Source organism: Arthrobacter sp. FW305-BF8 (genome assembly GCF_021789315.1).
Classification (GTDB): Bacteria; Actinomycetota; Actinomycetes; order Actinomycetales; family Micrococcaceae; genus Arthrobacter.
Window position 1 is genome coordinate 2,923,464 of record NZ_CP084561.1, and the last position, 22,336, is coordinate 2,945,799.

21 protein-coding genes and 3 tRNA genes are annotated in these 22,336 nt (G+C 65.8%); 9 read left to right on the forward strand and 15 right to left on the reverse strand.

Annotated features, from left to right (window positions below; all coding sequences use genetic code 11):
- Window positions 1-64: 64 nt before the first annotated feature.
- Window positions 65-2,686, forward strand: coding sequence for a valine--tRNA ligase (gene valS, locus LFT45_RS13055; RefSeq protein ID WP_236803662.1), 2,622 nt, complete (start codon window positions 65-67; stop codon window positions 2,684-2,686).
- A gap of 357 nt (window positions 2,687-3,043) precedes the next feature.
- Here the strand turns inward: valS and LFT45_RS13060 are convergent, their stop codons facing one another.
- From LFT45_RS13060 to LFT45_RS13085, 6 genes are all read right to left on the reverse strand, one after another.
- Entirely contained in the window at window positions 3,044-3,658 is a 615-nt protein-coding gene (locus LFT45_RS13060) for a mycothiol-dependent nitroreductase Rv2466c family protein (protein ID WP_236803664.1), read from the reverse strand.
- 128 nt (window positions 3,659-3,786) lie between these two features.
- A complete protein-coding gene (gene clpX, locus LFT45_RS13065) occupies window positions 3,787-5,073 on the reverse strand; it encodes an ATP-dependent Clp protease ATP-binding subunit ClpX (RefSeq protein ID WP_111905596.1) in 1,287 nt (428 codons plus the stop codon).
- 213 nt (window positions 5,074-5,286) lie between these two features.
- On the reverse strand, window positions 5,287-5,946 hold the full coding sequence (locus tag LFT45_RS13070; protein ID WP_236803665.1) for an ATP-dependent Clp protease proteolytic subunit: 660 nt from the start codon (window positions 5,944-5,946) through the stop codon (window positions 5,287-5,289).
- Window positions 5,947-5,985: 39 nt separating this feature from the next.
- Window positions 5,986-6,600 carry an ATP-dependent Clp protease proteolytic subunit gene (locus LFT45_RS13075; protein WP_003803391.1) on the reverse strand — a complete coding sequence of 205 codons (615 nt, stop codon included), beginning with the start codon at window positions 6,598-6,600 and terminating at the stop codon, window positions 5,986-5,988.
- A gap of 243 nt (window positions 6,601-6,843) precedes the next feature.
- A complete protein-coding gene (gene tig, locus LFT45_RS13080; RefSeq protein WP_236803667.1) occupies window positions 6,844-8,235 on the reverse strand; it encodes a trigger factor in 1,392 nt (463 codons plus the stop codon).
- Between the two features lie 79 nt (window positions 8,236-8,314).
- Window positions 8,315-8,389: transfer RNA gene (locus tag LFT45_RS13085), tRNA-Pro, on the reverse strand.
- Between the two features lie 152 nt (window positions 8,390-8,541).
- Here LFT45_RS13085 and LFT45_RS13090 point away from each other — a divergent pair.
- Window positions 8,542-8,615: transfer RNA gene (locus LFT45_RS13090), tRNA-Gly, on the forward strand.
- Window positions 8,616-8,712: 97 nt separating this feature from the next.
- On the opposite strand, the gene LFT45_RS13095 is transcribed toward LFT45_RS13090, so the two are convergent.
- From LFT45_RS13095 to LFT45_RS13105, 3 genes are all read right to left on the reverse strand, one after another.
- On the reverse strand, window positions 8,713-9,639 hold the full coding sequence (locus tag LFT45_RS13095; protein ID WP_236803669.1) for an Fpg/Nei family DNA glycosylase: 927 nt from the start codon (window positions 9,637-9,639) through the stop codon (window positions 8,713-8,715).
- Complete coding sequence (locus LFT45_RS13100) at window positions 9,639-10,133, reverse strand: ribose-5-phosphate isomerase (RefSeq protein WP_236803671.1); 495 nt, start codon at window positions 10,131-10,133, stop codon at window positions 9,639-9,641. Before LFT45_RS13100 ends, LFT45_RS13095 begins: the two co-directional genes overlap by 1 nt.
- A 141-nt stretch (window positions 10,134-10,274) precedes the next feature.
- A complete protein-coding gene (locus LFT45_RS13105; RefSeq protein WP_236803673.1) occupies window positions 10,275-11,288 on the reverse strand; it encodes a hypothetical protein in 1,014 nt (337 codons plus the stop codon).
- 221 nt (window positions 11,289-11,509) lie between these two features.
- Between LFT45_RS13105 and pepN the strand changes: the two genes are divergently transcribed.
- From pepN to LFT45_RS13125, 4 genes are all read left to right on the forward strand, one after another.
- On the forward strand, window positions 11,510-14,059 hold the full coding sequence (gene pepN / locus LFT45_RS13110) for an aminopeptidase N (RefSeq protein WP_236803675.1): 2,550 nt from the start codon (window positions 11,510-11,512) through the stop codon (window positions 14,057-14,059).
- 3 nt (window positions 14,060-14,062) lie between these two features.
- On the forward strand, window positions 14,063-14,542 hold the full coding sequence (locus LFT45_RS13115) for an OsmC family protein (protein WP_236803677.1): 480 nt from the start codon (window positions 14,063-14,065) through the stop codon (window positions 14,540-14,542).
- Between the two features lie 106 nt (window positions 14,543-14,648).
- Window positions 14,649-15,311, forward strand: a complete 663-nt coding sequence (locus LFT45_RS13120; RefSeq protein ID WP_236803679.1) for a mechanosensitive ion channel family protein — start codon at window positions 14,649-14,651, stop codon at window positions 15,309-15,311.
- A 2-nt stretch (window positions 15,312-15,313) separates the two neighbouring features.
- The gene (locus LFT45_RS13125) at window positions 15,314-15,787 is read left to right on the forward strand and encodes a globin (RefSeq protein ID WP_272912715.1); all 474 of its coding nucleotides are present in this window, start codon (window positions 15,314-15,316) and stop codon (window positions 15,785-15,787) included.
- Between the two features lie 37 nt (window positions 15,788-15,824).
- Here the strand turns inward: LFT45_RS13125 and LFT45_RS13130 are convergent, their stop codons facing one another.
- Window positions 15,825-16,502: a hypothetical protein gene (locus LFT45_RS13130; protein WP_236803680.1), complete on the reverse strand. Its 678-nt coding sequence runs from the start codon at window positions 16,500-16,502 to the stop codon at window positions 15,825-15,827.
- 63 nt (window positions 16,503-16,565) lie between these two features.
- Between LFT45_RS13130 and LFT45_RS13135 the strand changes: the two genes are divergently transcribed.
- Window positions 16,566-17,537: an acyl-CoA thioesterase gene (locus tag LFT45_RS13135; protein WP_236803682.1), complete on the forward strand. Its 972-nt coding sequence runs from the start codon at window positions 16,566-16,568 to the stop codon at window positions 17,535-17,537.
- Window positions 17,538-17,618: 81 nt separating this feature from the next.
- Here the strand turns inward: LFT45_RS13135 and ettA are convergent, their stop codons facing one another.
- Genes ettA through LFT45_RS13150 form a run of 3 tightly spaced genes read right to left on the reverse strand, consistent with a single transcriptional unit; the run spans window position 17,619 to window position 20,546 of the window.
- Complete coding sequence (gene ettA, locus LFT45_RS13140; protein WP_190602495.1) at window positions 17,619-19,301, reverse strand: energy-dependent translational throttle protein EttA; 1,683 nt, start codon at window positions 19,299-19,301, stop codon at window positions 17,619-17,621.
- A 45-nt stretch (window positions 19,302-19,346) separates the two neighbouring features.
- The gene (locus tag LFT45_RS13145) at window positions 19,347-19,916 is read right to left on the reverse strand and encodes a DUF6993 domain-containing protein (RefSeq protein ID WP_236809339.1); all 570 of its coding nucleotides are present in this window, start codon (window positions 19,914-19,916) and stop codon (window positions 19,347-19,349) included.
- A gap of 60 nt (window positions 19,917-19,976) precedes the next feature.
- A complete protein-coding gene (locus tag LFT45_RS13150) occupies window positions 19,977-20,546 on the reverse strand; it encodes a single-stranded DNA-binding protein (RefSeq protein WP_236803684.1) in 570 nt (189 codons plus the stop codon).
- Between the two features lie 182 nt (window positions 20,547-20,728).
- On the opposite strand from LFT45_RS13150, the gene LFT45_RS13155 reads away from it, so the two are divergent.
- A tRNA-Arg gene (locus tag LFT45_RS13155) sits at window positions 20,729-20,801 on the forward strand.
- 62 nt (window positions 20,802-20,863) lie between these two features.
- On the opposite strand, the gene LFT45_RS13160 is transcribed toward LFT45_RS13155, so the two are convergent.
- Window positions 20,864-21,124: a hypothetical protein gene (locus LFT45_RS13160; protein WP_236803686.1), complete on the reverse strand. Its 261-nt coding sequence runs from the start codon at window positions 21,122-21,124 to the stop codon at window positions 20,864-20,866.
- A 242-nt stretch (window positions 21,125-21,366) separates the two neighbouring features.
- Here LFT45_RS13160 and LFT45_RS13165 point away from each other — a divergent pair, with 242 nt between their 5' ends.
- A complete protein-coding gene (locus LFT45_RS13165) occupies window positions 21,367-21,849 on the forward strand; it encodes a LapA family protein (protein ID WP_236803688.1) in 483 nt (160 codons plus the stop codon).
- Window positions 21,850-21,863: 14 nt separating this feature from the next.
- Here LFT45_RS13165 and LFT45_RS13170 read toward each other — a convergent pair whose 3' ends face one another.
- Window positions 21,864-22,295, reverse strand: a complete 432-nt coding sequence (locus LFT45_RS13170) for an SRPBCC family protein (protein WP_236803690.1) — start codon at window positions 22,293-22,295, stop codon at window positions 21,864-21,866.
- Between the last annotated feature and the right edge of the window lie 41 nt (window positions 22,296-22,336).

The window sequence follows — 22,336 nt, forward strand, 5'->3', positions numbered from 1 at the left end:
GCATCCGGCAGCAGGCACGCACCTCCCGGCAGGAAACAAATGCCCGGCATGAAACAATTGGCCCATGGCTGAATCAACGCAGGGTACAGACACGCCCGCCACCGCCCCCATCAACGTTCCCGACAAGCCGGCCCTCGAGGGCCTGGAAGCTGCCCTTACGCAGCGCTGGCTCGAGGAAGGAACCTACCGGTTCGACCCCGACACCACCCGGGAGCAGGTCTACTCGATCGACACTCCCCCGCCCACCGCTTCCGGTTCCCTCCACGTGGGCCACATGTTCTCCTTCACGCAGACCGACGTGCAGGCCCGCTACATGCGCATGACCGGCAAGAACGTCTTCTACCCGATGGGCTGGGACGACAACGGCCTGCCCACCGAGCGCCGCGTCCAGAACTACTACGGTGTCCGCTGCGATCCCGCCATTCCGTACAACCCGGACTACCAGCCGCCGGCACAGCCGGCGAAGAACCAGCGGGACTTCGACGTCGTCTCCCGTCAGAACTTCATCGAACTCTGCGAGGAACTCGCGGTCGAGGACGAGAAGGTCTTCGAGAACCTGTTCCAGACCCTTGGCCTGTCCGTTGACTGGAACCTCACCTACCGCACCATCGACGACACGTCCCGCGCTGTGTCCCAGCGCGCCTTCCTCGCGAACCTGTCCGCCGGCGACGCCTACATGGCCGAGGCCCCCACGCTCTGGGACGTCACCTTCCGCACCGCCGTGGCCCAGGCCGAACTCGAGGACCGCGAGGTGCCGGGCGCGTACTACCGCTACCCGTTCTTCACCGCCGACGGCGAGAAGATCTTCATCGAGACCACCCGCCCCGAACTGCTCGCGGCCTGCGCCGCCCTGGTGGCAAACCCCGACGACGAGCGGTACCAGCCGCTGTTCGGCAAGACCGTGAAGTCCCCGCTGTTCGACGTCGAATTGGAGGTCAAGGCCCACCCGCTGGCCAAGGCGGACAAGGGCTCGGGCATCGCGATGGTCTGCACCTTCGGCGACCTTACCGACGTGACCTGGTGGCGCGAACTCCAGCTTCCCACCCGTGCGATCGTGGGCCGCGACGGCCGCATCCTCGCCGAGACCCCGGAGTGGATCACCACGGATGCCGGCCGCGAGGCCTACGCAGCGATCGCCGGCAAGACGGTCTTCTCGGCCAAGGAGGCAGTGGTGGAGCTGCTCACGGCCGCGGACCTGCTCGACGGCGAACCCAAGAAGATCACCCACCCGGTGAACTTCTTCGAAAAGGGTGACAAGCCCCTCGAGGTGGTGACGTCCCGGCAGTGGTACATCCGCAACGGCGGCCGCGACGAGGACCGCCGTGAACGCCTGATCGGCCGCGGCAATGACATCGACTTCCACCCGTCCTTCATGCGCTCCCGCTACGAGAACTGGATTGCCGGCCTCAACGGGGACTGGCTGGTCTCCCGCCAGCGCTTCTTCGGCGTGCCGATCCCGGTCTGGTACCCGCTGGACGCCCAGGGCAACCCTGACTACGACAGCCCTGTCATCCCCTCGGACGAGTCACTGCCGGTGGACCCTGCGGCTGACGCCGCGCCCGGCTACGACGAATCGCAGCGCGACCAGCCCAACGGCTTCACCGGTGACGCTGACGTGCTGGACACCTGGGCCACCTCGTCCCTGACCCCGCAGATCGTGGGCGGCTGGAGCCGGGACGAGGACCTGTTCGCGAAGGTGTTCCCGTTCGATCTGCGCCCCCAGGGACACGACATCATCCGCACCTGGCTGTTCTCCTCCGTCGTCCGTGCGGACGCCCTGCAGGACGTCGCGCCCTGGAAGCACGCGGCCATCTCCGGCTGGATCCTGGATCCGGACCGCAAGAAGATGTCCAAATCCAAGGGCAACGTGGTGGTGCCGACGGACGTCCTGAACGAGTACGGCTCGGACGCTGTCCGCTACTGGGCTGCCTCCGCACGCCTGGGCGCGGACACCGCCTACGAGATCGCGCAGATGAAGATCGGCCGGCGCCTGGCCATCAAGCTGCTGAACGCTTCGAAGTTCGTCCTGAACCTGGGTGCCACGGAGAATTCGGTGGTATCCACCGATCTGTCTGTCCTGACGAATCCCCTGGACCGTGCCCTGCTGGCCCAGCTCTCCGACGTCGTGGCCCAGGCCACGAAGGCGTTCGACAACTACGACTACGCCCGGGCGCTGCAGATCAGCGAATCGTTCTTCTGGCAGTTCACTGACGACTACGTCGAGCTGATCAAGGACCGTGCCTACGGGGCCGCGGGCGAGACCGAGCAGGCTTCGGTACTCGCTGCCCTGGCCACCACGCTGGATTCGCTGCTGCGGCTGTTCGCACCGTTCCTGCCCTTCGCCACCGAAGAGGTCTGGGGTTGGTGGCGGGCCGGGTCCGTGCACCGCGCCGCGTGGCCGGCGCCGCTGGAGATCACCGACGGCGACACCGGCATGCTCGGCACCGTGGGCATTGCGCTCAGCGGCATCCGGAAGGCCAAGTCCGAGGCCAAGGTCAAGCAGCGCACCGAGGTCCTGTCGGCGACGATCACGGCGACGGAGTCGCTCGTAGCCCAGCTTCAGGCAGGCCTTGGAGACCTCAAGGCAGCGGCCAACGCGCAGGAGATCACCCTCAACACCGGCGAGGGCGAGCTTACCGTGAGCGATGTTGAACTGGCCCCGGCCGAGGAGCCAGCGCAGGCCTGATGCGACGTGAGCCCGGAGCATTCCGGGCTCACCGGCCTATTTTTGGGCACCGCCCTATTTCGGGCAAAGGGGAAGCCCCATCAGCGTTTTGCCGTTGGTGGGGCTTCGACTTTTCGGCTGTCTGGTGACATCTTTGACAGTCTGGCAAGATCCTTAGAATTTCAGGTCTTCCTACCTTGTCACCGGTAGCCTGCTTCTAACTTTGCCGAAGGCTGCGTTGGAAGCATGTCACTGAATCTTTGGTTCCTGCGTCTCACTTCTTTCGAAGTGGGTAAGAACTATCTTTGTCCTCCTCTTGCGGATGCGCAAGAGCCCCGGCGGAACTACTCTCATGTAGTTCAGCCGGGGCTCAAACGGTCAGTCGAAGGCAGGGCTTTCAGTCCGGCTGCGCTTGATCTCAAAGAAGTGCGGGTACGACGCCAGCGTGACCGACGCATCCCAGATCTTCCCGGCTTCCTCCCCGCGCGGAATGCGGGTGAGGACGGGCCCGAAGAACGCGGTGCCGTTAAAGGCGACCACGGGGGTTCCGACGTCCTGGCCCACCAGGGAGATGCCCTTTTCATGGCTCTCGCGCAGCTGCGGATCGTACTCGTCCGAGCCGGCGGCTGCTGCCAGCCCGGCGGGGAGGCCGCAGTCGGCCAGTGCCTTGCTGATGACGATCGAGAAGTCCTTCTGCCCGCCGTCGTGGATCTGTGAACCCATGGCGTCGTACAGCGGCTTGACCACGTGGTCGCCGTGCTGTTCCTGTGCGGCGATGATGACCCTGACAGGCCCCCAGGCCTTGTCCATGGCCTCGCGGTACTTGGGATCGAGGTCGCGGCCTTCGTTCAGCACGGACAGGCTCATGACGTGCCACTCCGTCTGGATGTCGCGGACGCCTTCCACCTCGCCGATCCAGCGGGACGTGATCCAGGCGAACGGGCAGAGGGGGTCGAACCAGAAGTCAGCCTTATTTGGGGCGGTTTCAGACACAGCAAATCTCCTCAGGGAAGTCTTCGGGGTGTGGCGTGTGGCGCGCCGCAGAGCCATACTCGCAGGGCGCGCTTAAGGGACAGCGATGGATCGGGCCGTTTTATTCCGGCCCGGCGGATGGAAGCCGGCTAAGCGGACTTGTTCCGCCGCTTGGCCACGACGTCGTGCGTGATCATGGTGGGCTGGGCCTTCTTGCCCACCACGTCAGCGGTGATGACCACGCTGGCGATGTCGTCCCTGCTGGGCAGATCGAACATGACCGGGAGAAGGACTTCCTCCATGATGGCGCGCAGCCCGCGGGCTCCGGTTCCCCGTTCCAGGGCCTGGTCGGCGATCAGGTCCAGGGCATCGTCGTCGAACACCAGCTCCACGCCGTCCAGCTGGAACATCTTCTGGTACTGCTTGACCAGGGCGTTCTTGGGCGTGGACAGGATCTGGATCAGGGCGGGGCGGTCAAGGTTGGAGACAGTGGTGATGACCGGCAGGCGGCCGATGAACTCCGGAATAAGCCCGAACTTCAGCAGGTCTTCCGGCATCACTTCGCCATAGGAGTCGGTGTTCTTGACCTCGTTCAGCGGGGCTCCGAAGCCGATGCCCTTGCGGCCGGAACGGGAACCGATGATGTCCTCCAGGCCGGCGAAGGCGCCGGCAACGATGAAGAGGACGTTCGTTGTGTCGATCTGGATGAATTCCTGGTGCGGGTGCTTGCGGCCGCCCTGCGGCGGAACGGAGGCAACCGTTCCTTCGAGGATCTTCAGCAGGGCCTGCTGCACGCCCTCGCCCGAGACATCGCGGGTGATCGAGGGGTTTTCGCTCTTGCGCGAGATTTTGTCGATCTCGTCGATGTAGATGATGCCCTGTTCGGCCTTCTTGACGTCATAGTCGGCGGCCTGGATGAGCTTGAGGAGGATGTTCTCCACGTCTTCGCCCACGTACCCGGCTTCGGTCAGGGCGGTGGCGTCGGCGACGGCGAAGGGGACGTTCAGCCGGCGTGCCAGGGTCTGCGCAAGGTAGGTTTTGCCGCAGCCGGTGGGGCCAATGAGGAGAATGTTGGACTTCGCGATTTCAACGTCATCGTGGTGGACGCCATCGGCCAGCGTGCCGCTCTTGGGCGCGTGGCCGGCTTGGATCCGCTTGTAGTGGTTGTAGACCGCGACCGCGAGGGAACGCTTGGCCGGTTCCTGGCCAATGACGTATTCCTGCAGGAAGTCGAAGATTTCGCGGGGCTTGGGCAGTTCGAAACTGCCCAGATCGGCGACCTCTGCGAGTTCTTCCTCGATGATCTCGTTACAGAGCTCGATGCACTCGTCGCAGATGTAGACGCCGGGCCCGGCAATGAGCTTGCGCACCTGCTTCTGGCTCTTGCCGCAGAAAGAGCACTTGAGCAGATCCGCGCTCTCGCCAATCCGAGCCATATGTGAACCCCTTAGTATCTTGCCGCAAGGGCAGCTTTGCACCGGTTGAATCTAACCATGGCCGGGATCCGGCAATGATTTACATCCACTCTAGGTCACATTCGGCCCGAGGGGTGGAAACCGGGCGCCGGTGCGGTTCAAAAATCTAAACCGCACCGGCGTCCGTTACTGCTGTTTACGCGTGTGTCCGCATTTAGCGGGCAGGCGCCTGTTTTACCGGGCGAGTGCCTGCGGCTTGATCTTGCGGGAATCAAGGACCTGGTCGATCAGGCCGTAATCCTGAGCCTCGGCCGCGGTGAGGATCTTGTCGCGCTCGATGTCATTGTTGACCTGTTCCGGCGTCCGGCCGGAGTGCTTGGCCAGGGTCTCCTCCAGCCAGGTCCGCATGCGCATGACTTCGGCCGCCTGGATCTCCAGGTCGGATGCCTGTCCGCCCTGGCCGCCGGACAGCGCCGGCTGGTGGATCAGGACGCGGGCGTTGGGCAGCGCCAGGCGCTTGCCCGGCGTTCCCGCTGCCAGCAGCACGGCCGCTGCACTTGCGGCCTGGCCCAGGCACACGGTCTGGATTTCAGGGCGGATGTACTGCATGGTGTCGTAGATCGCGGTCATGGCCGTGAAGGAGCCGCCCGGCGAGTTGATGTACAGGGTAATGTCGCGGTCCGGGTCCGTGGACTCGAGCACCAGCAGCTGCGCCATGATGTCATCGGCAGAGGCGTCATCCACCTGCACTCCAAGGAAGATGATCCGGTCCTCGAAGAGCTTGGTGTAGGGATCCTGGCGCTTGAAGCCATACGGCGTGCGCTCCTCGAACTGCGGCAGGACGTAGCGGCTTGTCGGCAGGTTACCGGCAGACGATCCGAAATTGTAGTTCATGTTCATTGCTCCTGGATTCAGTTCTGTCTTGGTGCCGGTTTAGCTCTGGCCGTTGGATGACGCGTTCTGGGTTCCGCCGCCGCCCGCGACCGATCCTGCGTGTGCCGAGATCTTGTCGAAGAAGCCGTATTCCAGCGCCTCGGTGGCCGTGAACCACTTGTCGCGGTCGTTGTCCTTGAGGATGGTTTCCACGGTCTGTCCGGTCTGGTCCGCCGTGAGCTCAGCCATGACCTTCTTCATGTGGAGGATCAGCTCGGCCTGGATCTTGATGTCCGAAGCCGTGCCGCCGATGCCGCCGGAGGGCTGGTGCATCAGGATGCGGGCGTTCGGGGTGGCGTAGCGCTTGCCCTTGGTGCCGGAGGACAGCAGGAACTGTCCCATGGAGGCCGCCAGGCCGGTGGCGACGGTAACGACATCGTTGGGGATGAACTGCATGGTGTCGTAGATGGCCATGCCGGCGGTCACCGAGCCGCCGGGCGAGTTGATGTAGAGGTAGATGTCCTTGTTGGGATCCTCGGCGGAAAGCAGCAGCAGCTGTGAGCAGATGGCGTTCGCGTTCTCGTCGCGGACCTCGGAGCCAAGCCAGATGATGCGCTCTTTCAGCAGGCGGTTGTAGATGTAGTTGTCCTGGGCTGCAGGATCGACGGTTGCCATGCGGGGGGCCGCTGCTTGCTGTGACATTTGTACTTACCTCTCGCTGGTGACGGTGACATCACTGAACGACATCACTGAACTTCACTACTTGGACACTAACCGCTTTCGGAGCGGATTTGTTCGTCGGAATCGCGCTGTTCGCTGACGGCGCACGATTGCCAGCGGGAGCTGTACACCGGCCGTTAACGCGCCAGCCCCCGGATCCGAGGACCCGGGGGCTGACGCCGCTGATGCGTGGTGCTGCTAGAACTTCACGGCCGCGGGATCGTTGTTCGCGACGGTCTCGCCGGCTGCCTCTTCAGCTTCGGTTTCTGCTTCGGCTTCGACGGCCGGAGCCTCTTCGCCGCCGGGGCGGACGAAGTCGCTGAGGTCAACCTTGTTGCCCTCGGAGTCGGTGACCTCGGCCTGGCCCAGGACGACGGCCAGCGCCTTGCGGCGGCGGACCTCGGAGACCATCATGGGAACCTGGCCGCTCTGGTCGATGATCTGGGCGAACTGGTTCGGGTCCATGCCGTACTGGCTGGCGGTGGTGACGATGTAGTCGATCAGCTCGTTCTGGCTGACGCCCACTTCTTCCTTCTCGGCGATGGCGTCGAGGATGATCTCGTTCTGGAAGGCGCGCTCGGTGTTGGCCTTGACCTCGGCGCGGTGCTCTTCGGTGTCGTGCTCGCCTTCACCGTGGGAGTTCTCGGCCTTGAAGTGCTGCTCGAGCTGCTCTTCGACGACGGACTCCGGAACGGGAACCTCAACCAGCTCAACGAGCTTGTCCAGGACCTTGTCGCGTGCCTCGACGCCCTGCTCGACGACCTTGGAGTCGGCGGCCTGCTTGGCGAGGTCCTCGCGCAGTTCGGCCAGCGTGTCGAATTCGGACGCCAGCTGGGCGAAGTCGTCGTTCGCCTCGGGCAGCTCGCGCTCCTTGACGGACTTGACGACAACCTTGACCTGCGCGGCTTCGCCGGCGTGGTCGCCGCCCACCAGGGTGGTGTCGAAGATGGCGTCCTCGTCAGCGCTCAGGCCGGTGACGGCCTCGTCCATGCCCTCGAGCATGGTGCCGGCGCCAACCTGGTAGGACAGCCCTGAAGCGGAGTCCACCTCGGCGCCGTCGATGCTCGCCGTGATGTCGATGCTCAGGAAGTCGCCGTCAGCTGCCGGGCGGTCCACGGACTTGAGCGTGCCGAAGCGGCCGCGCAGTTCGTCCAGGGCCTTGTCGACGTCTGCGTCGGAGGACTCTGCCGCGGCAACCTCAACCTTGATGCCGGCGTAGTCGGGCAGTTCGATCTCGGGGCGGACGTCAACCTCCGCCTGGAACTTCAGCTCACCATCGGTGGCGGAAGGATCCGGAACCTCGGTGATCTCAACCTCGGGACGGCTCAGGGGGTGGATGCCGGACTCCTGGACTGCAGCCTGGTACCAGCCGTTGAGGCCTTCGTTGATGGCGGTCTCCAGGACGTAGCCGCGGCCGACGCGCTGGTCGATCAGCTTGGCGGGAACCTTGCCCTTACGGAAGCCAGGGACCTGGATCTGCGAAGCAACAGTCTTGTATGCCTCGTCGATGCTGGGCTTCAATTCCTCAAAGGGGACCTCAACATTGAGCTTGACCCGCGTGGGGGTGAGGTTCTCGACAGCGCTCTTCACGGTCTAAGTACTCCTGGTTTTGTTGGATGGGTTCTGCAAACGCGTTGTTGTGACCAGGCCTGGGGCCCGGGCCGCAGAGTCGGGGTGACAGGATTTGAACCTGCGACTTCCTGCTCCCAAAGCAGGTGCTCTAGCCAAGCTGAGCTACACCCCGTAATGCACAGGACAGTCTACGTTCATCCCCGCCGTGATTGCACATTTGACAGTTGGGACATGAATTAGGTTTAGTTATATCCGGCTTGAACAGCCGCCGAAGAAAAGCCCAAGGCCCGCGCCCCCAAAAGCCGGCGCCGCAACGCTTTCCTCGGGGACGTAGCTTAATGGTAAAGCCTCAGTCTTCCAAACTGATTACGCGGGTTCGATTCCCGTCGTCCCCTCCACACCAAGAGAGGCCCCTCGTTGAGGGGCCTCTCTTGCGTTAAGCCCCACTGGCATCCCAGCGACCCTGGGCAGCGACTCAGGCCCGGGCCCATCAGCTCATACGGGCTGCTGGCAGGAGGGGCACCAGTACAGTTTGCGGGCGGCGTGTTCGGCCAGGGCAACCGGAGTGCCGCAGACCCGGCAGGGCTGGCCGTGGCGGCGGTAGACGAAGTGCGCCTCCTCCCCCGGCGGAAGCTGGCCGCTCCGGGTCCAGAATCCGGCGGTGGTGGTGATGATCCGACCGTCGCGGACGCCGTCGGCCATCACCGCGGCGGTGTCATCCCAGAGGAGGCCGGCGGCGTCCGCGGTGAGCGCACGGCCGGGAAGCAGGGGGTCGATCCTGCCGCGGAACAGCACTTCGGCCCGGTAGACATTCCCGACGCCGGCAATCACCTTCTGGTCCATCAGCAGCGTGGCGAGCGGCGTCCACTTTGCCAGGACGCGCCGGATGAAGTCGTCCCTGCTGCCGCCAGTGTTGTGGAGCGGATCGGGACCCAGCCTGTCCAGCACGGCTGCCGCCTCTGCGTCGGTGATGGCCGCGCACGTGGTGGCACCGCGCAGGTCGGCCCAGCCGTGGTCACTCACCAGCCGGACCCGCACCGCTCCCACCGGCGCCGGCGGCCCGGCGTACTCGGCGGGCGCAGCATCGTTACCGGGCCCGTCGGTTGATGACCCAGTGCCATCGGCCACTTCCCGTTCCCCCACCCGGCGGGGCGCGCCGATGCTGGAGGCCCCGCGGAACTGGCTGTCCCCGCCGAAATCCCAGGCCCCGTAGAGGCCGAGGTGGACGTGCAGGACCAGTGCGTGCTCGAAGTGCAGGAACAGGTGCTTTCCATGGGCGGACGCGTGCACCATGGTGTGTCCGTCCAGCAGTGCGGCGCCGGCGGCGAAGCGGCCCTGGGGGCTGCTGACAGCCAGCGGCTCGCCGGCGAACACGTCACCGAACTGGCGGGCCAGCCGGTGTATGGAGTGGCCTTCCGGCACTACTCGACGATCTCGCCGGTGGTTTCGTAGGTGGCGATCTTGCCGATGCGGCGGACGTGCCGCTCGTCGTTGCTGAAGGGCTCCTGCAGGAAGGCCTCGATCAGGGACGTGGCCTCCTCGACGCTGTGCTGGCGCCCGCCGACGGCCACGACGTTGGCATCGTTGTGCTCGCGGGCCAGCGTGGCGGTGGAGTGGTTCCAGGCCAGGGCGGCGCGGACGCCCTTGACCTTGTTGGCCGCGATCTGCTCCCCGTTGCCGGATCCGCCCAGCACGATGCCCAGCGCGTGGATTCCTGCTTCCTGGTCCGCCACCACTGCGAGCGCCGCGTTGATGCAGAACGACGGGTAGTCGTCCAGGGCGTCGTATTCCTTGGGCCCGTGATCCACCACGTCGTAGCCGTTCGAGGTCAGGTGCTTGACCAGATGGGCGCTCAGCTCCATGCCGGCGTGGTCGGTGGCGATGTGGACCCGCGGAAATGCAGGGTTTGTTGTCACGGTAGCTTCCGTTCAGTCATGAGCACCGGGGCGCGGCCGGGCTGGTACAGGGCAAATCAACAGATCCAAGAGTACTCGCTGCGCTTCCCCCGGGCGGGGTCCGCCCGGGCAATGACGCGGCAGTTACGCGTCCTTGCCGTCCTAAGCTGACGGGTGGGTATCCGGCGGGCGGGCGTCGCGGCGGGCCCTTGCCGCAACACGTGTCAGGACCTCTGCCAGACGGGCGGCCGAGTCGGGGTTGCCGCCGCTTACGGCAAGCTTGTGGCCGTCGGTCTTGCGGACGACGACGGCGGGGCCGCTGCTGACGAGGACCGCTGCGGTTCCGTCGTGGTTGCGGTAGCCCCACCCGCCGTAGTCGGCGGCTCGGACGTCGGCTGGTTGGGCTGCGGAGATGGCGGCGGCGGGGACGTCGATGACACGCAGGATGCCTGCAAGGAAGACCCGCAGACCGCTCCGGTCCGCGGTGACCCGGGCGAAAAGGAACGCGGCGCCCACCAGCGCGGCCGCCACGAGCAGCGCTGCGAGCCACGGCACGGCGATCGCGATCAGGGAAGCTGGAAACAGGCTGGCTATGGCGATCATGACGAAGACCGAGCTGCGCGCATGCACCCAGAACCGGACGGAATCGCGGACGAGCTCAGGGTCGAGCTCAAGTTCCAGGGCCTGCTGCAGGGCACGGTCATCCTCCGGTGTCCACTGCTGGTCCGCCTTGAACACGAACCCGATGATGACCCCCAGGGCAAGGGCGGCGCCGCTGCCCGAGGCGAGGACAATCATGTCCACGCTTGACTGGCGTGCGTCAGCCACACCGGCCTGGCCTACGAGGGCGGCCGCCAGCACGGTGGTGACGAAAAGGCTCACCGTCAGCCCCGCGCCCATCATGATCCGGCGCATCACGGTTGGCCGCGACACCGGCACGGACTGCAGCAGCACCAGCCAGCCGGTGATGACGATCAGGGCTGCCCCGCCGCCCACGAAGGCGGGGAACGGAGCGAAGGCGGTGCCGCCGTCGTTATTCCACATGACCGCCAGCGGTTCCGGCAGATCCGGCCGCAACAGCACGGCACAGACCGCGAACCCGGCGGCAAGCAACACTGGGAAGCCGATCGCGAACCGCAGCGCCTTGGTGTCCACAGCATCGAGGATCTTTCCCATGCCTTAACGCTACCCCTGCCCCGGCCGGCCGGAGAGGACTGCCGCAGGGAACGGGCCCGGAGTTGGGCCAGGGAAGTGAGCTGCGCAACTTGCCAAGCGGCCCCGAAATGAAACAATGGCTTCACAGTGATGCAACCGCACGCGTGACTACCGTGCGCGGCAGCCGGCGGGCCGGGCCTGCCCGCACCACCACAACCTCTGGAGGCACAACCTTGCCAGGCATGAACCTGACCCGCGCCGAAGCACGCGAGCGCGCCGCCCTGATCGCCGTCGACTCCTACGATGTCAGCCTGGACCTGACCAAGGGGGCGACGGTCTTCGGTTCCACCACCACTGTCAGGTTCACGGCGGCGCCGGGATCCTCGACGTTCATCGACGCCGTGACGGACGCCGTCCACAGCGTGAGCCTGAACGGCCGCGAACTGGACCCGGCCGAGGTGTCCGACGGCGTCCGGATCCAGCTGCCGGACCTTGCTGCGGACAACCAACTGACCGTCGTGGCGGACGCTCCCTACATGAACACGGGCGAAGGCCTGCACCGCTTCGTGGACCCGGTGGACGGCGAGGTGTACCTGTACACGCAGTTCGAGGTGCCGGACTCGCGCCGCATGTTCGCGGTCTTTGAACAGCCCGACCTCAAGGCCACCTTCCGGTTCCGCGTCACCGCACCCTCGCACTGGGACGTCATCTCCAATTCGCCGACGCCGGAGCCGGTGGCGGCACCGGGGAACGACGGCGCCGCCCGCTCGGTCTGGGACTTTCCGCCCACGCCACGCCTGTCCTCCTACGTCACCGCGCTGATCGCCGGACCGTACCAGTCGGTGCGCAGCGACGTCACCAGTTCGGATGGCCGCGTCGTTCCGCTTGGCGTCTTCGCCCGCAAGTCCCTCATGCAGTACCTGGACGCGGACAACATCTTTGAGCTCACGCGCCAGGGCTTCGAGTTCTTCGAGACTCAGTTCGGCTGCCCCTACCCGTTTGAGAAGTACGACCAGCTGTTTGTCCCGGAGTTCAACGCCGGCGCCATGGAAAACGCCGGAGCCGTCACCATCCTCGAAGGCTACGTTTTCCGCGGCAAGGTCCCGGAGGCGCAGGTGGAACGCCGTGCCATCACCGTGCTGCACGAACTGGCCCACATGTGGTTCGGCGACCTCGTGACCATGCGCTGGTGGAACGACCTCTGGCTCAACGAATCCTTCGCCGAATACATGTCGCACCTGGCCGCGGTGGAGAACACCAAGTTCCAGAGCGCGTGGACCACGTTCGCCTCGGTGGAGAAGTCGTGGGCCTACCGCCAGGACCAGCTCCCCACGACGCACCCGGTCTTCGCCGAGATCAACGACCTGCAGGACGTCGAGGTGAACTTCGACGGCATCACCTATGCCAAAGGTGCCTCCGTGCTGCGGCAGCTGGTGGCCTGGGTGGGGCCGGACCACTTCATGGCCGGCGTGCGTGAATACTTTGCAAAGCATTCCTGGCGGAACACCGAGCTCGGTGACCTGATGGTCGAGCTGGAGAAGGCCAGCGGACGCGACCTGGACCAGTGGGGCCGCCTGTGGCTCGAAACGGCCGGCGTGAACTCGCTCAAGCCGGAGCTGGCGGTGGACGACGACGGCACCATCACCTCGTTCGCCATCCTGCAGTCAGCGGTTGACGAGCAGCCCACCATCCGCCCGCACCGCCTGGCGGTGGGCTTCTATGACCTCACCGGCGAGGGAACGCTCGAGCGCGTGCACCGGGAAGAGCTCGACGTCGACGGAGAGCGCACCGAGGTCCCCGGACTCGCCGGACTCAAGCGGCCGGACCTCATCCTGCTCAATGACGATGACCTCGCGTATGCCAAGGTGCGGCTCGATGAACAGTCCCTCGCCACCGCCACGGCGCACCTGAAGGATTTCCGCGAGAGCCTGCCGCGGACGCTGGTGTGGGGCTCGGCCTGGGACGCTGCACGGGATGGGGAAAGCCCCGCCCGCGGATACGTCGACCTGATCCTGGCCAACATCGCCTCCGAGTCTGATTCCTCCGTGATCCTGGTGCAGTTGCGGCAACTGGCCACCACGCTTACGTTCTACGTTGCCGAGGAGCACCGCGAAGCCACCACCGTTGCCGCCGTCGACCGTCTCTGGGAACTTGCCACGGACGTGCCGGGCGGGTCCGACGCCCAGCTGCAGTTCATCAAATCGTTCGCGCTCCTTGCGCGCAGCGGTCAGCAGCTGGACCGGATCGCCGGGCTGCTGGACGGCTCGGACACCCTGCCCGGCCTGACCGTGGACCAGGACCTCCGCTGGGAGCTCGTGGCCGCCCTCGTGGCCGGCGGCAGGCTGGGCCAGGCGGACATCGACGCGGAACTGCAGCGGGACAACACCTCCAGCGGCCAGAACGCGGCCGCCCTGGCCAAGGCCGCCATCCCCACCCCGGAGGCCAAGTTGGCAGCCTGGGAGTCGATCGTGGTCAAGGGCGAGCTTTCCAACGCCATCCAGGCCTCGGCCGTCGCCGGGTTCACGCGCGTGCTGGACACGGCGCTGCTGGAGCCGTTCGCTGAGAAATACTTCGAGGCCGTCCCGGGAATCGTGGCCGAGCGCACCAATGCCCTGGCCCAGCAGATCGTCGTCGGGCTGTACCCGGCGCAGCTGACCAGCCAGGCCACCGTGGACCGGACCGACGCGTTCCTTGCGTCGCTGCCGGAGGAAAGCGCTGCGCTGCGCCGGATGATGCTGGAAAACCGCGACGGCGTGGCCCGGGCGCTGCGGGCCCGCGCGGCGGATGCCTAGGCAATGGCACTCAACGAACACCACTATGCGCTGACGGTCCGCTGGACCGGCAACCTTGGAAGTGGCACGTCGTCCTACCGGGACTACTCCCGGGACCATGACATCGAAATTCCCGGGCTGCCGGTCCTGCATGGCTCGGCCGATCCCACCTTCCACGGCGACCGCTCCCGGTACAACCCCGAGCAGCTGCTGCTGACGGCGCTCGCACAGTGCCACATGCTGTCCTTCCTGCACGTTGCGGTGAAGCATGGCGTGGTGGTCCTGTCCTATGCGGACAACGCCACCGGCATGATGCGGCTCAACCGGGACGGCAGCGGCCAGTTCGAAACCGTCACGCTGCGCCCGCAGGTGACGGTTGCGGATCCGGGGCACATCGCGCTGGCGGACCGGATGCATCACGAGGCCAACCAGGTGTGCTTCATTGCCCGTAGCGTAAATTTCCCCGTCCTGCACGCTCCCGTTACCACAGCCGGAAGTCCTTAGCCAGCGGCAGACCCCGTTAGGCTTAATGGCGACCAAAGAGCGGCCGGCCTCCAGGAAAGCGCGGAGACCGGCCGCCACCGGACAGCAGCAAGGAGCCTTCCAGCAGATGCACAGCATGTTCACCGCACCCTCCGCCTCACTGGAGCCCACCGGACTCGACCTGGCCGGCGTGGCCATCAGCCTTGGCGCGGGCATAATCCTGTGGCTGATCGCCAGTTTCCTGATCGCCAGGATCACCAAGCGTGTGGCCAGCGGCACGTCGCTGTTCAAGAAGCCGCACTTCCGCTGGGTGGCGCCGGCGCTCCGTGCCCTGGACCATGAGCGGCGCGTCCAGCGGGCCAACACGATCGGCTCGCTGCTGAAGAGCGGCATCGGCGTGATGATCGCTGTCATCACCACCATCTACATGCTGAAGAACCTCGACGTCGACGTGGCACCGCTGCTGACCAGCGTGGGAATCCTCGGTATCGCCATCGGCTTTGGCGCCCAGCAGCTGATCAGGGACTTCCTCGCCGGCATCTTCATCACCATCGAGGACCAGTACGGCATCGGCGACATCATTGAAACCAGCGAAGTCGTGGGCGTCGTGGAGTCGATCGGGCTGCGGATCACGCGCGTCCGCGACGAGAACGGCGCCATCTGGTACCTCCGCAACGGTGAGATCCTCCGTGTGGGCAACCGCTCGCAGGGAAACTACGTCCCGCCTGCGGAGCCTGAAGAGACGGCTGCGGAAGCCGAGCACGCACCCCAGCAGAAGTCTGGAGAATAGCCATGACCATCCCATCCCTTCCCACCCCGCCCGAGCCCGGCGTCCGGAAGCCGCTGATGCGCAACGACCCCTTCAGCCAGCCGGGCTACACGGACAACTTTTACGACGCCGTCGGCGGCCATGAAACCTTCGTGAAGCTCATCGACGTCTTTTACGACGGCGTGGCCACCGATCCGCTGCTGCGCCCCATGTATCCGGAAGAGGATCTGGGTCCGGCCAAGCGGCGGTTCCTGATGTTCCTGGAGCAGTACTGGGGCGGCCCCACCACCTACGGCGAGGAGCGCGGCCATCCCCGGCTGCGGATGCGCCATATGCCGTTCCGGGTGACGCCCGAGGCGAAGGACCGCTGGCTGCATCACATGCGGACAGCCGTCGATTCCCTGGACCTGCCGCCCCTGCATGAGGGAACCCTGTGGGATTACATGGAGCGCGCCGCGCTCTCGATGGTGAACAGCCCGTCCGAGGCGCAGGGCTGATACCGGCTGCTGCTTCGAGCCGCCGGGTGTCGGCGGCCTAAAGCAGGCCGGCGCCGGTACGTGCCAGCACGTGCCCGCGGTTGCTGCTGAGCCGGAACCAGCGCCCGGAACGGTAGAGCTTCTGTTCGTCGCCGGCCAGTTCGTCCCCGCCCAGGAAACCCAGGGCGAGGGCGGCGAACGCCGCTCCGGCCGGCAGCCCGTGCCGTCCCTCAAGCCCGCGTCCCCAGACGGCGGCCCGGGCGTTGTTCACGATCAGGGCTCCGGGTTTGTCCGGAACGATGCCGGCCACCTCGGCGATGCCGGTTTCGGCGGCCTGCCGCAGTTCGGCATCGGGCACGGAGTCCACGAGTTCCCAGCCGCTGCGCGGCGCCCCCACGCCGGCCCATGACTCGGTGACGGTCGACGGCGGGACCGGAAGATCGGCGTCGTTCTCCCCCGCCCGGGCCAGCCGGTCCAGGACGGCAGCGAGCGGAACCGTGACATCAACAGCGGAGGGCTCTGCCAGTCCCATCGTGCGCAGGCCCAGAATCGTGGGGGTGGACTCCCCCAGGATCCGGGGCCGGAGCACGCACACGTAGGCGGCCAGGACCGTGCCGGCCGCCTGGAGGCGGATGGCGCCGTCGTCAATGGCCTTGGCGCGGGTGACGAAGGTCTTCAGATCGGCGAGATCGCGCGGGTCGGCGAAGCGGAAAGACTGGGTAAGGAGATCAGACACGTTAAGAACACTACCGGCTGGGGCGCGGTTGAGCGGTGCCGGGGCGCCGTCTAGAGTCAAACCATGACTGAAGCGGACGCCGGATTGCAGGCCTTGCCCACGAATGACCCCACGAACTCCCTCCTCGAACTGCTTGACCTCGGCGAGCTGGAAGGCGCCCGCACCGACGAGGATATTTTCATGGGTCCGTCGCAGCGCCAGCCGCACCAGCGCGTCTTTGGCGGCCAGGTCCTGGCCCAGTCCCTGATCGCCGGGATGCGCACCGTGGACGAGGACCGCACCGTCCATTCCATGCACGGCTACTTCCTCCGGCCCGGTGACGCGAACAAGCCCATCACCTTCGGCGTCCAGCGCCTGCGGGACGGCCGCTCGTTCTCCGCCCGGCGCGTGCATGCCTACCAGGACGGCACCCCGATTCTGTCCATGATCGCCTCGTTCCAGGCCGGCGATGACGGCATTGAGCACCAGTCCGAGATGCCTGCCGGCATTCCGGATCCGGAGTCGCTGCCCAGCACGGCCGACCTGCTGGGCAAGTTCGACCACCCCGTCGCCCGCCACTGGTCATACGAACGGCCCTTCGACATCCGCCATGTGGATCCCGCACTGTATGTGGCGGCCACGGGGAAGAAGGAAGCGCGCAACGCCGTGTGGATGAAGACCTTCAGCCCCATGCCGGACAACGCCAACACGCACCGTGCCGCGCTGGCCTACGCCAGCGACTACACGCTGCTCGAGTCGATTCTTCGCAGGCACGGGCTGAGCTGGATCACGCCGGGCATGAGCGTGGCCAGCCTCGACCACGCCATGTGGTGGCACCGTCCCGTCCGCGTTGACGAATGGCTCCTGTACGTGCAGGAATCGCCCAGCGCCCAGGGGGCGCGGGGCCTGGCGACCGGCAAGATCTTCAACCGGGAGGGCCTGCACGTGGCATCCGTGGCGCAGGAGGGCATGGTCCGGGTGCCGACGGACATCAAGAGCAAGGTTGCCGGTGCCGTGCAAACCAAGATCCTGCAGCACCAGATGCGCAAGGCCTGACGGACTTCCAGCACACGAAAAGGCCGGCCCCGGGTTGATCTTGTCAACCCGGGGCCGGCCTTTTCGTGCTCAGCGCCTGATTTAGTCGCGGGTCAGGCGGCGGTGCGTGACGCGGTGCGGCTTGGCCGCGTCGGGGCCGAGGCGCTGCACCTTGTTCTCCTCGTAGGATTCGAAGTTGCCTTCAAACCAGTACCACTTCGACGGGTTCTCCTCGTCACCTTCGTACGCGAGGATGTGAGTGGCCACCCGGTCCAGGAACCAGCGGTCGTGGGAGACCACGACGGCGCAGCCAGGGAACTCCAGCAACGCGTTCTCCAGGCTACTGAGGGTTTCGACGTCGAGGTCGTTGGTCGGTTCGTCCAGCAGGAGCAGGTTTCCGCCCTGCTTGAGGGTCAGCGCCAGGTTCAGGCGGTTGCGCTCACCACCGGAAAGCACGCCTGCCTTCTTCTGCTGGTCCGGGCCCTTGAACCCGAACGCCGCGACATAGGCGCGGGAGGGCATTTCAACGTTGCCCACCTGGATGAAGTCCAGGCCGTCGGAAACAACCTCCCAGAGGGTCTTGTTGGGGTCGATGCCCCCGCGGCTCTGGTCGGCGTAGGAAATCTTGACCGAGTCGCCGATCTTCAGCTCGCCGCCGTCGAGGGGCTCAAGGCCCACGATGGTCTTGAACAGCGTGGACTTGCCCACACCGTTCGGGCCGATGACGCCGACGATGCCGTTGCGGGGCAGGGAGAAGGACAGGCCGTCGATCAGGGTGCGGTCGTCGAAGCCCTTCTGCAGGTTCTTGGCTTCGAGCACAACGCCGCCAAGGCGCGGTCCCGGCGGGATCTGGATCTCTTCGAAGTCCAGCTTCCGGGTGCGGTCGGCCTCGGCCGCCATTTCCTCGTAGCGGGCAAGACGCGCCTTGGACTTGGTCTGCCGGCCCTTGGCATTGGAGCGGACCCAGTCGAGTTCCTCGGCGAGGCGCTTGGCCTGCTTGGCGTCCTTCTTGCCTTGGATTTCCAGGCGGGCGCGCTTCTTCTCCAGGTAGGTGGAGTAGTTGCCCTCATAGGGGTACAGGTGGCCGCGGTCCACCTCCGCGATCCATTCCGCGACGTGGTCCAGGAAGTACCGGTCGTGGGTGACGGCGAGCACTGCGCCCTCGTAGGAGGAGAGGTGCTGTTCCAGCCACAGCACGCTCTCGGCGTCGAGGTGGTTGGTGGGCTCGTCGAGCAGCAGGAGGTCCGGCTTCTGCAGCAGCAGCTTGCAGAGGGCTACGCGGCGGCGCTCACCACCGGAGAGCAGGGTGACATCCGCGTCGGCCGGCGGGCAGCGGAGGGCGTCCATGGCCTGCTCGAGCTGGGAGTCCAGGTCCCAGGCATCGGCGGAGTCGATGGCCTCCTGCAGGTGGCCCATCTCCTCGAGGAGCGAGTCGTAGTCCGCGTCCGGGCTGGCCATCTCCTCGGAGATTGCGTTGAAACGCTGGATCTTGCCGTAGATCTCGCCCACGCCCTCCTGGACGTTGCCCAGGACGGTCTTTTCCTCGTTCAGCGGCGGCTCCTGCAGCAGGATGCCGACCGTGTAGCCGGGGCTCAGCCGTGCCTCGCCGTTGGAGGGGGTATCCAGGCCGGCCATGATTTTCAGGATGGTGGACTTACCGGCACCGTTGGGGCCAACGACGCCGATCTTGGCGCCCGGGAAGAACGACATGCTGACGTCGTCGAGAATAAGTTTTTCGCCAACAGCCTTTCGGGCCTTGGTCATTGTGTAGATAAATTCCGCCATGGTTCCAAATCTAGTGGGTTGGCGGTGATATCTCACATTCCGGGCTCAGCCGGCGGCTCCTACGAAACACTTGCCGTTCGACAGGGCCGGCAGCACGGTCACCGTCACCTTCCCATCGCGGATCTGGCCGATCACGCATTCCTTGGCCTGGACAGCCGCCGCTTCCATGGAATCCACCTCGAGTCCGGTGGGTGTACGCCCCGCCGAGACCTCCAGGCTCCGCGCCGGAACTCCTGCCGCCGTGAGGGCTGAGGTGATGTCGGCCGTAGCGGGCTTCGGGTTGGCCGCTACTACACTTCCAAGGACGTCAGCCATGGTCCGCTGCAGCGCGGCCGTGGCTGCGGAAGCGTCCTTGGTGGCTGCCGCAGGCGCCGAGGGTTTTGCCGAAGGTTTTGCCGAGGCTGATGCTGTCGCCTGGGTGGCCGCCTGTTCTCCGGCGGCTGGTGCTTCCGCCGTCTGGTGCACGGTGGCCTGATCTCCCGGTGCCGTGCAGGCGGCCAGGGACACGACAACAACCGCCAATGCGAGCCGGCCGCTAACCTTCTTGGCGTTTCCCAGGGCACCAGTGGCATTGCCGCGGAGTGCTTTGTTCCGCTGAAGTGTAGTCGCTCGCATCACGCTGCCATTCTGCCATGCGGCACCGCCAGGGGGTGCCGTGCCGCACGGCACCGGCGTTCAGGCAGCGGCTCCCGTCAGCTCGCCCGTTTCGGGGTCGAGCTGCAACTCGTCGCCGGCGTCGTCGAGGAAGATGCCCGCCGCAGCCGGGCCTTCGTCGGTTTCGTCGCCTTCCTCCCGGTCCTCGTCGGGGCCGTCCCCGGCCTCGCCTGGGGATCCGGAAACGCTGCGGTCGCCGTTCCCGGGGCCGAATCCGTCAGCGGCCTGCGGGTTTCCGGAATTGCGGATGAAGTTGGCAGTGCCCCACTTGAGATCGTGGCCCACCGCGTCCGCGTCGATCTCGGCGTCGTGGTACATGCGGCCGTCTTTCTCCCAGCTGCGCATCTTGAGCTTGCCCACGACGACGACGCGCTGGCCCTTCTTGATGCTGCAGCCCATGTTCCCGGCCAGCTGCCGGTATCCCTGGACCGTGAACCAGTTGATGTTGCCGTCCACCCAGGCGTTGGCCGTGCGGTCGTACCGCCGTTCAGCGGAACCGAGGCGGAATGAGGCGGTGGGAACGCCCCCGGGAGTAGTGGAACTGCGGATCTCCGTGGCCACGAAGCCCCGGACCGTAATGTTGTCACTCATCTTGGTGTCCTGTCTCGAAGTGTCTTGCCCTAGCAGGCACTTCCAGCATCAACCGCCGACGCGACCGCGGGGAGGTACGCAATGCTGTATGTGGATAACCGAAACGTTCGTCCTCGGTGCCGCCGACAGGCCCGCAGGCAATGTAGACTTTTTCAGGCACCCGGGAAGCCGGGAAACCAGTTGCCCCAGTAGCTCAGGGGATAGAGCAGCGGCCTTCTAATCCGCCGGTCGGGGGTTCGATTCCCTCCTGGGGCACGGCCACGAGCGGTCCTGGCATTCGACACCGAAAGTCAGGACCGCTTCTTTCCGGCAGCCCTTCATTCGTCTGTGACCGCGTGGAATGCACGGCCACCCTTGCCCGCCAGCGACAACATAGTCGGATCGGCCATGAACCGCTTGCCCTCGACCGTGTGCCAGCCTGCCGGCGAATATTCCCGCTCAAACGTCCACTCGGCCTGACCCGAGGCCTGGGCCAGAACATGAAGAGTTCCAGCCGGACCGACTCGGTAGGAATAGGACTTTCCCGAGTCTGAAAAGAGCGTCCTTTGACCGTCGAACACTACGGTGACGTCTGCCATCTGCCCTGTTGCCTTTCGCTCTCGCCAGGATCCTCAGCGCCCCCGGTTTCCACGACTATAGTTCCATGACAGGGCCAGTTCTGCCTCTGCCTCCGGATGGATAGGGCCCCCGGGTGACCTCCCGACAGCAAGTGCCAAGCATGCTTACTAATAAGGCCCGACTGTGCCTATGATCGGATTGGGCGCCGGCGATGTGCACGCGCCGGTCAGCTTGGACCAACCGTCAGGGAAGGAACATCCGCATGCAGCAAAGCCAGTCGGGCGGAAACCCCGTCGATCCGGAAACGCCCCGGCCAGCGAGCGCGGCAGCAGGCCAGCCAGGCGCCGCTGAGCCGCTTGACCCTGCACCGGCCGCAGCGGCGGCGAGTACCGGCGCGGCGGCCCGCCATCCCGGCACGGCCGCGATCCCGGGTTACGACGGGGCCGCGTCACCGCGGCCCGGCCGGGCGGAGCCGGAACGGCAGGTGACGCGCGCAGGTATGATCTGGGCGGCGGTGGCCTCGGCCCTGGTGGTACTGGTGCTGCTGATCATCTTCATCCTGCAGAACCAGGAACTCGTCCAGGTGAAGTTCTTCGGCCTTGAAGGCGCGGTGTCGCTCGGGATGTCCCTCTTTATCGCGGCAGTAGGCGGAGGAGTCCTCGTGGCCATGGCAGGCGCAGCCCGGATCATCCAGCTGCGCGCTGCTGCCCACCGTCGCAGGGTACAGACTGGCCGGAATCGGTAAGCCGCCACCGACGGTCAGTCCTCGAGGTAGTCCTTGAGGTTGCCGAGCACCATGCCCCAAAGTTGCTCGGACTCTGCGGCTTCGTCATCACTCTTGTTGTTGCCCTGGGTGATGCTGACCCGGGTGCCCTCCGCCACGGGCTCCAGGCCGTACTCCACCGTGTGGTAGCTGTCCGGCTCGTCGGGCCGGCCCGACAAGGGGCTGTAGTGGGTGATCCGCAGGAGTTCGTTGGGGCGGACTTCCAGCACGGTCCCCTTGTCCTGGTAGGACTTGCCCTGCCACTCCCCCTCGAACGTCACCGGCTCACCTTCCCGCCAGGTGGATGTGACGTTCGTGCCGAGAAAGTATTCCCTGACGTCCGCCGGATCCGTTAGCGCCTTCCACACCCGCTCCGGCTGCGCAGCGACAACAACGCTCGCCTCGGCATCCCTGATGCGCTTGTCCATGGCTACCCCTCCTGGCGCCACCCTACCCGCGGACGGCCACC

Coding starts and splice junctions, on each gene's coding strand:
- valS (WP_236803662.1), top strand. CDS start 65: ATGGCTGAATCAACGCAGGGTACAGACACGCCCGCCACCGCCCCCATC.
- clpX (WP_111905596.1), bottom strand. CDS start 5,073: ATGGCTCGGATTGGCGAGAGCGCGGATCTGCTCAAGTGCTCTTTCTGC.
- LFT45_RS13070 (WP_236803665.1), bottom strand. CDS start 5,946: ATGAACTACAATTTCGGATCGTCTGCCGGTAACCTGCCGACAAGCCGC.
- LFT45_RS13075 (WP_003803391.1), bottom strand. CDS start 6,600: ATGGCAACCGTCGATCCTGCAGCCCAGGACAACTACATCTACAACCGC.
- LFT45_RS13105 (WP_236803673.1), bottom strand. CDS start 11,288: ATGGGAAAGATCCTCGATGCTGTGGACACCAAGGCGCTGCGGTTCGCG.
- pepN (WP_236803675.1), top strand. CDS start 11,510: ATGAACCTGACCCGCGCCGAAGCACGCGAGCGCGCCGCCCTGATCGCC.
- LFT45_RS13115 (WP_236803677.1), top strand. CDS start 14,063: ATGGCACTCAACGAACACCACTATGCGCTGACGGTCCGCTGGACCGGC.
- LFT45_RS13120 (WP_236803679.1), top strand. CDS start 14,649: ATGCACAGCATGTTCACCGCACCCTCCGCCTCACTGGAGCCCACCGGA.
- LFT45_RS13125 (WP_272912715.1), top strand. CDS start 15,314: ATGACCATCCCATCCCTTCCCACCCCGCCCGAGCCCGGCGTCCGGAAG.
- LFT45_RS13135 (WP_236803682.1), top strand. CDS start 16,566: ATGACTGAAGCGGACGCCGGATTGCAGGCCTTGCCCACGAATGACCCC.
- ettA (WP_190602495.1), bottom strand. CDS start 19,301: ATGGCGGAATTTATCTACACAATGACCAAGGCCCGAAAGGCTGTTGGC.
- LFT45_RS13145 (WP_236809339.1), bottom strand. CDS start 19,916: ATGCGAGCGACTACACTTCAGCGGAACAAAGCACTCCGCGGCAATGCC.
- LFT45_RS13150 (WP_236803684.1), bottom strand. CDS start 20,546: ATGAGTGACAACATTACGGTCCGGGGCTTCGTGGCCACGGAGATCCGC.
- LFT45_RS13160 (WP_236803686.1), bottom strand. CDS start 21,124: ATGGCAGACGTCACCGTAGTGTTCGACGGTCAAAGGACGCTCTTTTCA.
- LFT45_RS13165 (WP_236803688.1), top strand. CDS start 21,367: ATGCAGCAAAGCCAGTCGGGCGGAAACCCCGTCGATCCGGAAACGCCC.
- LFT45_RS13170 (WP_236803690.1), bottom strand. CDS start 22,295: ATGGACAAGCGCATCAGGGATGCCGAGGCGAGCGTTGTTGTCGCTGCG.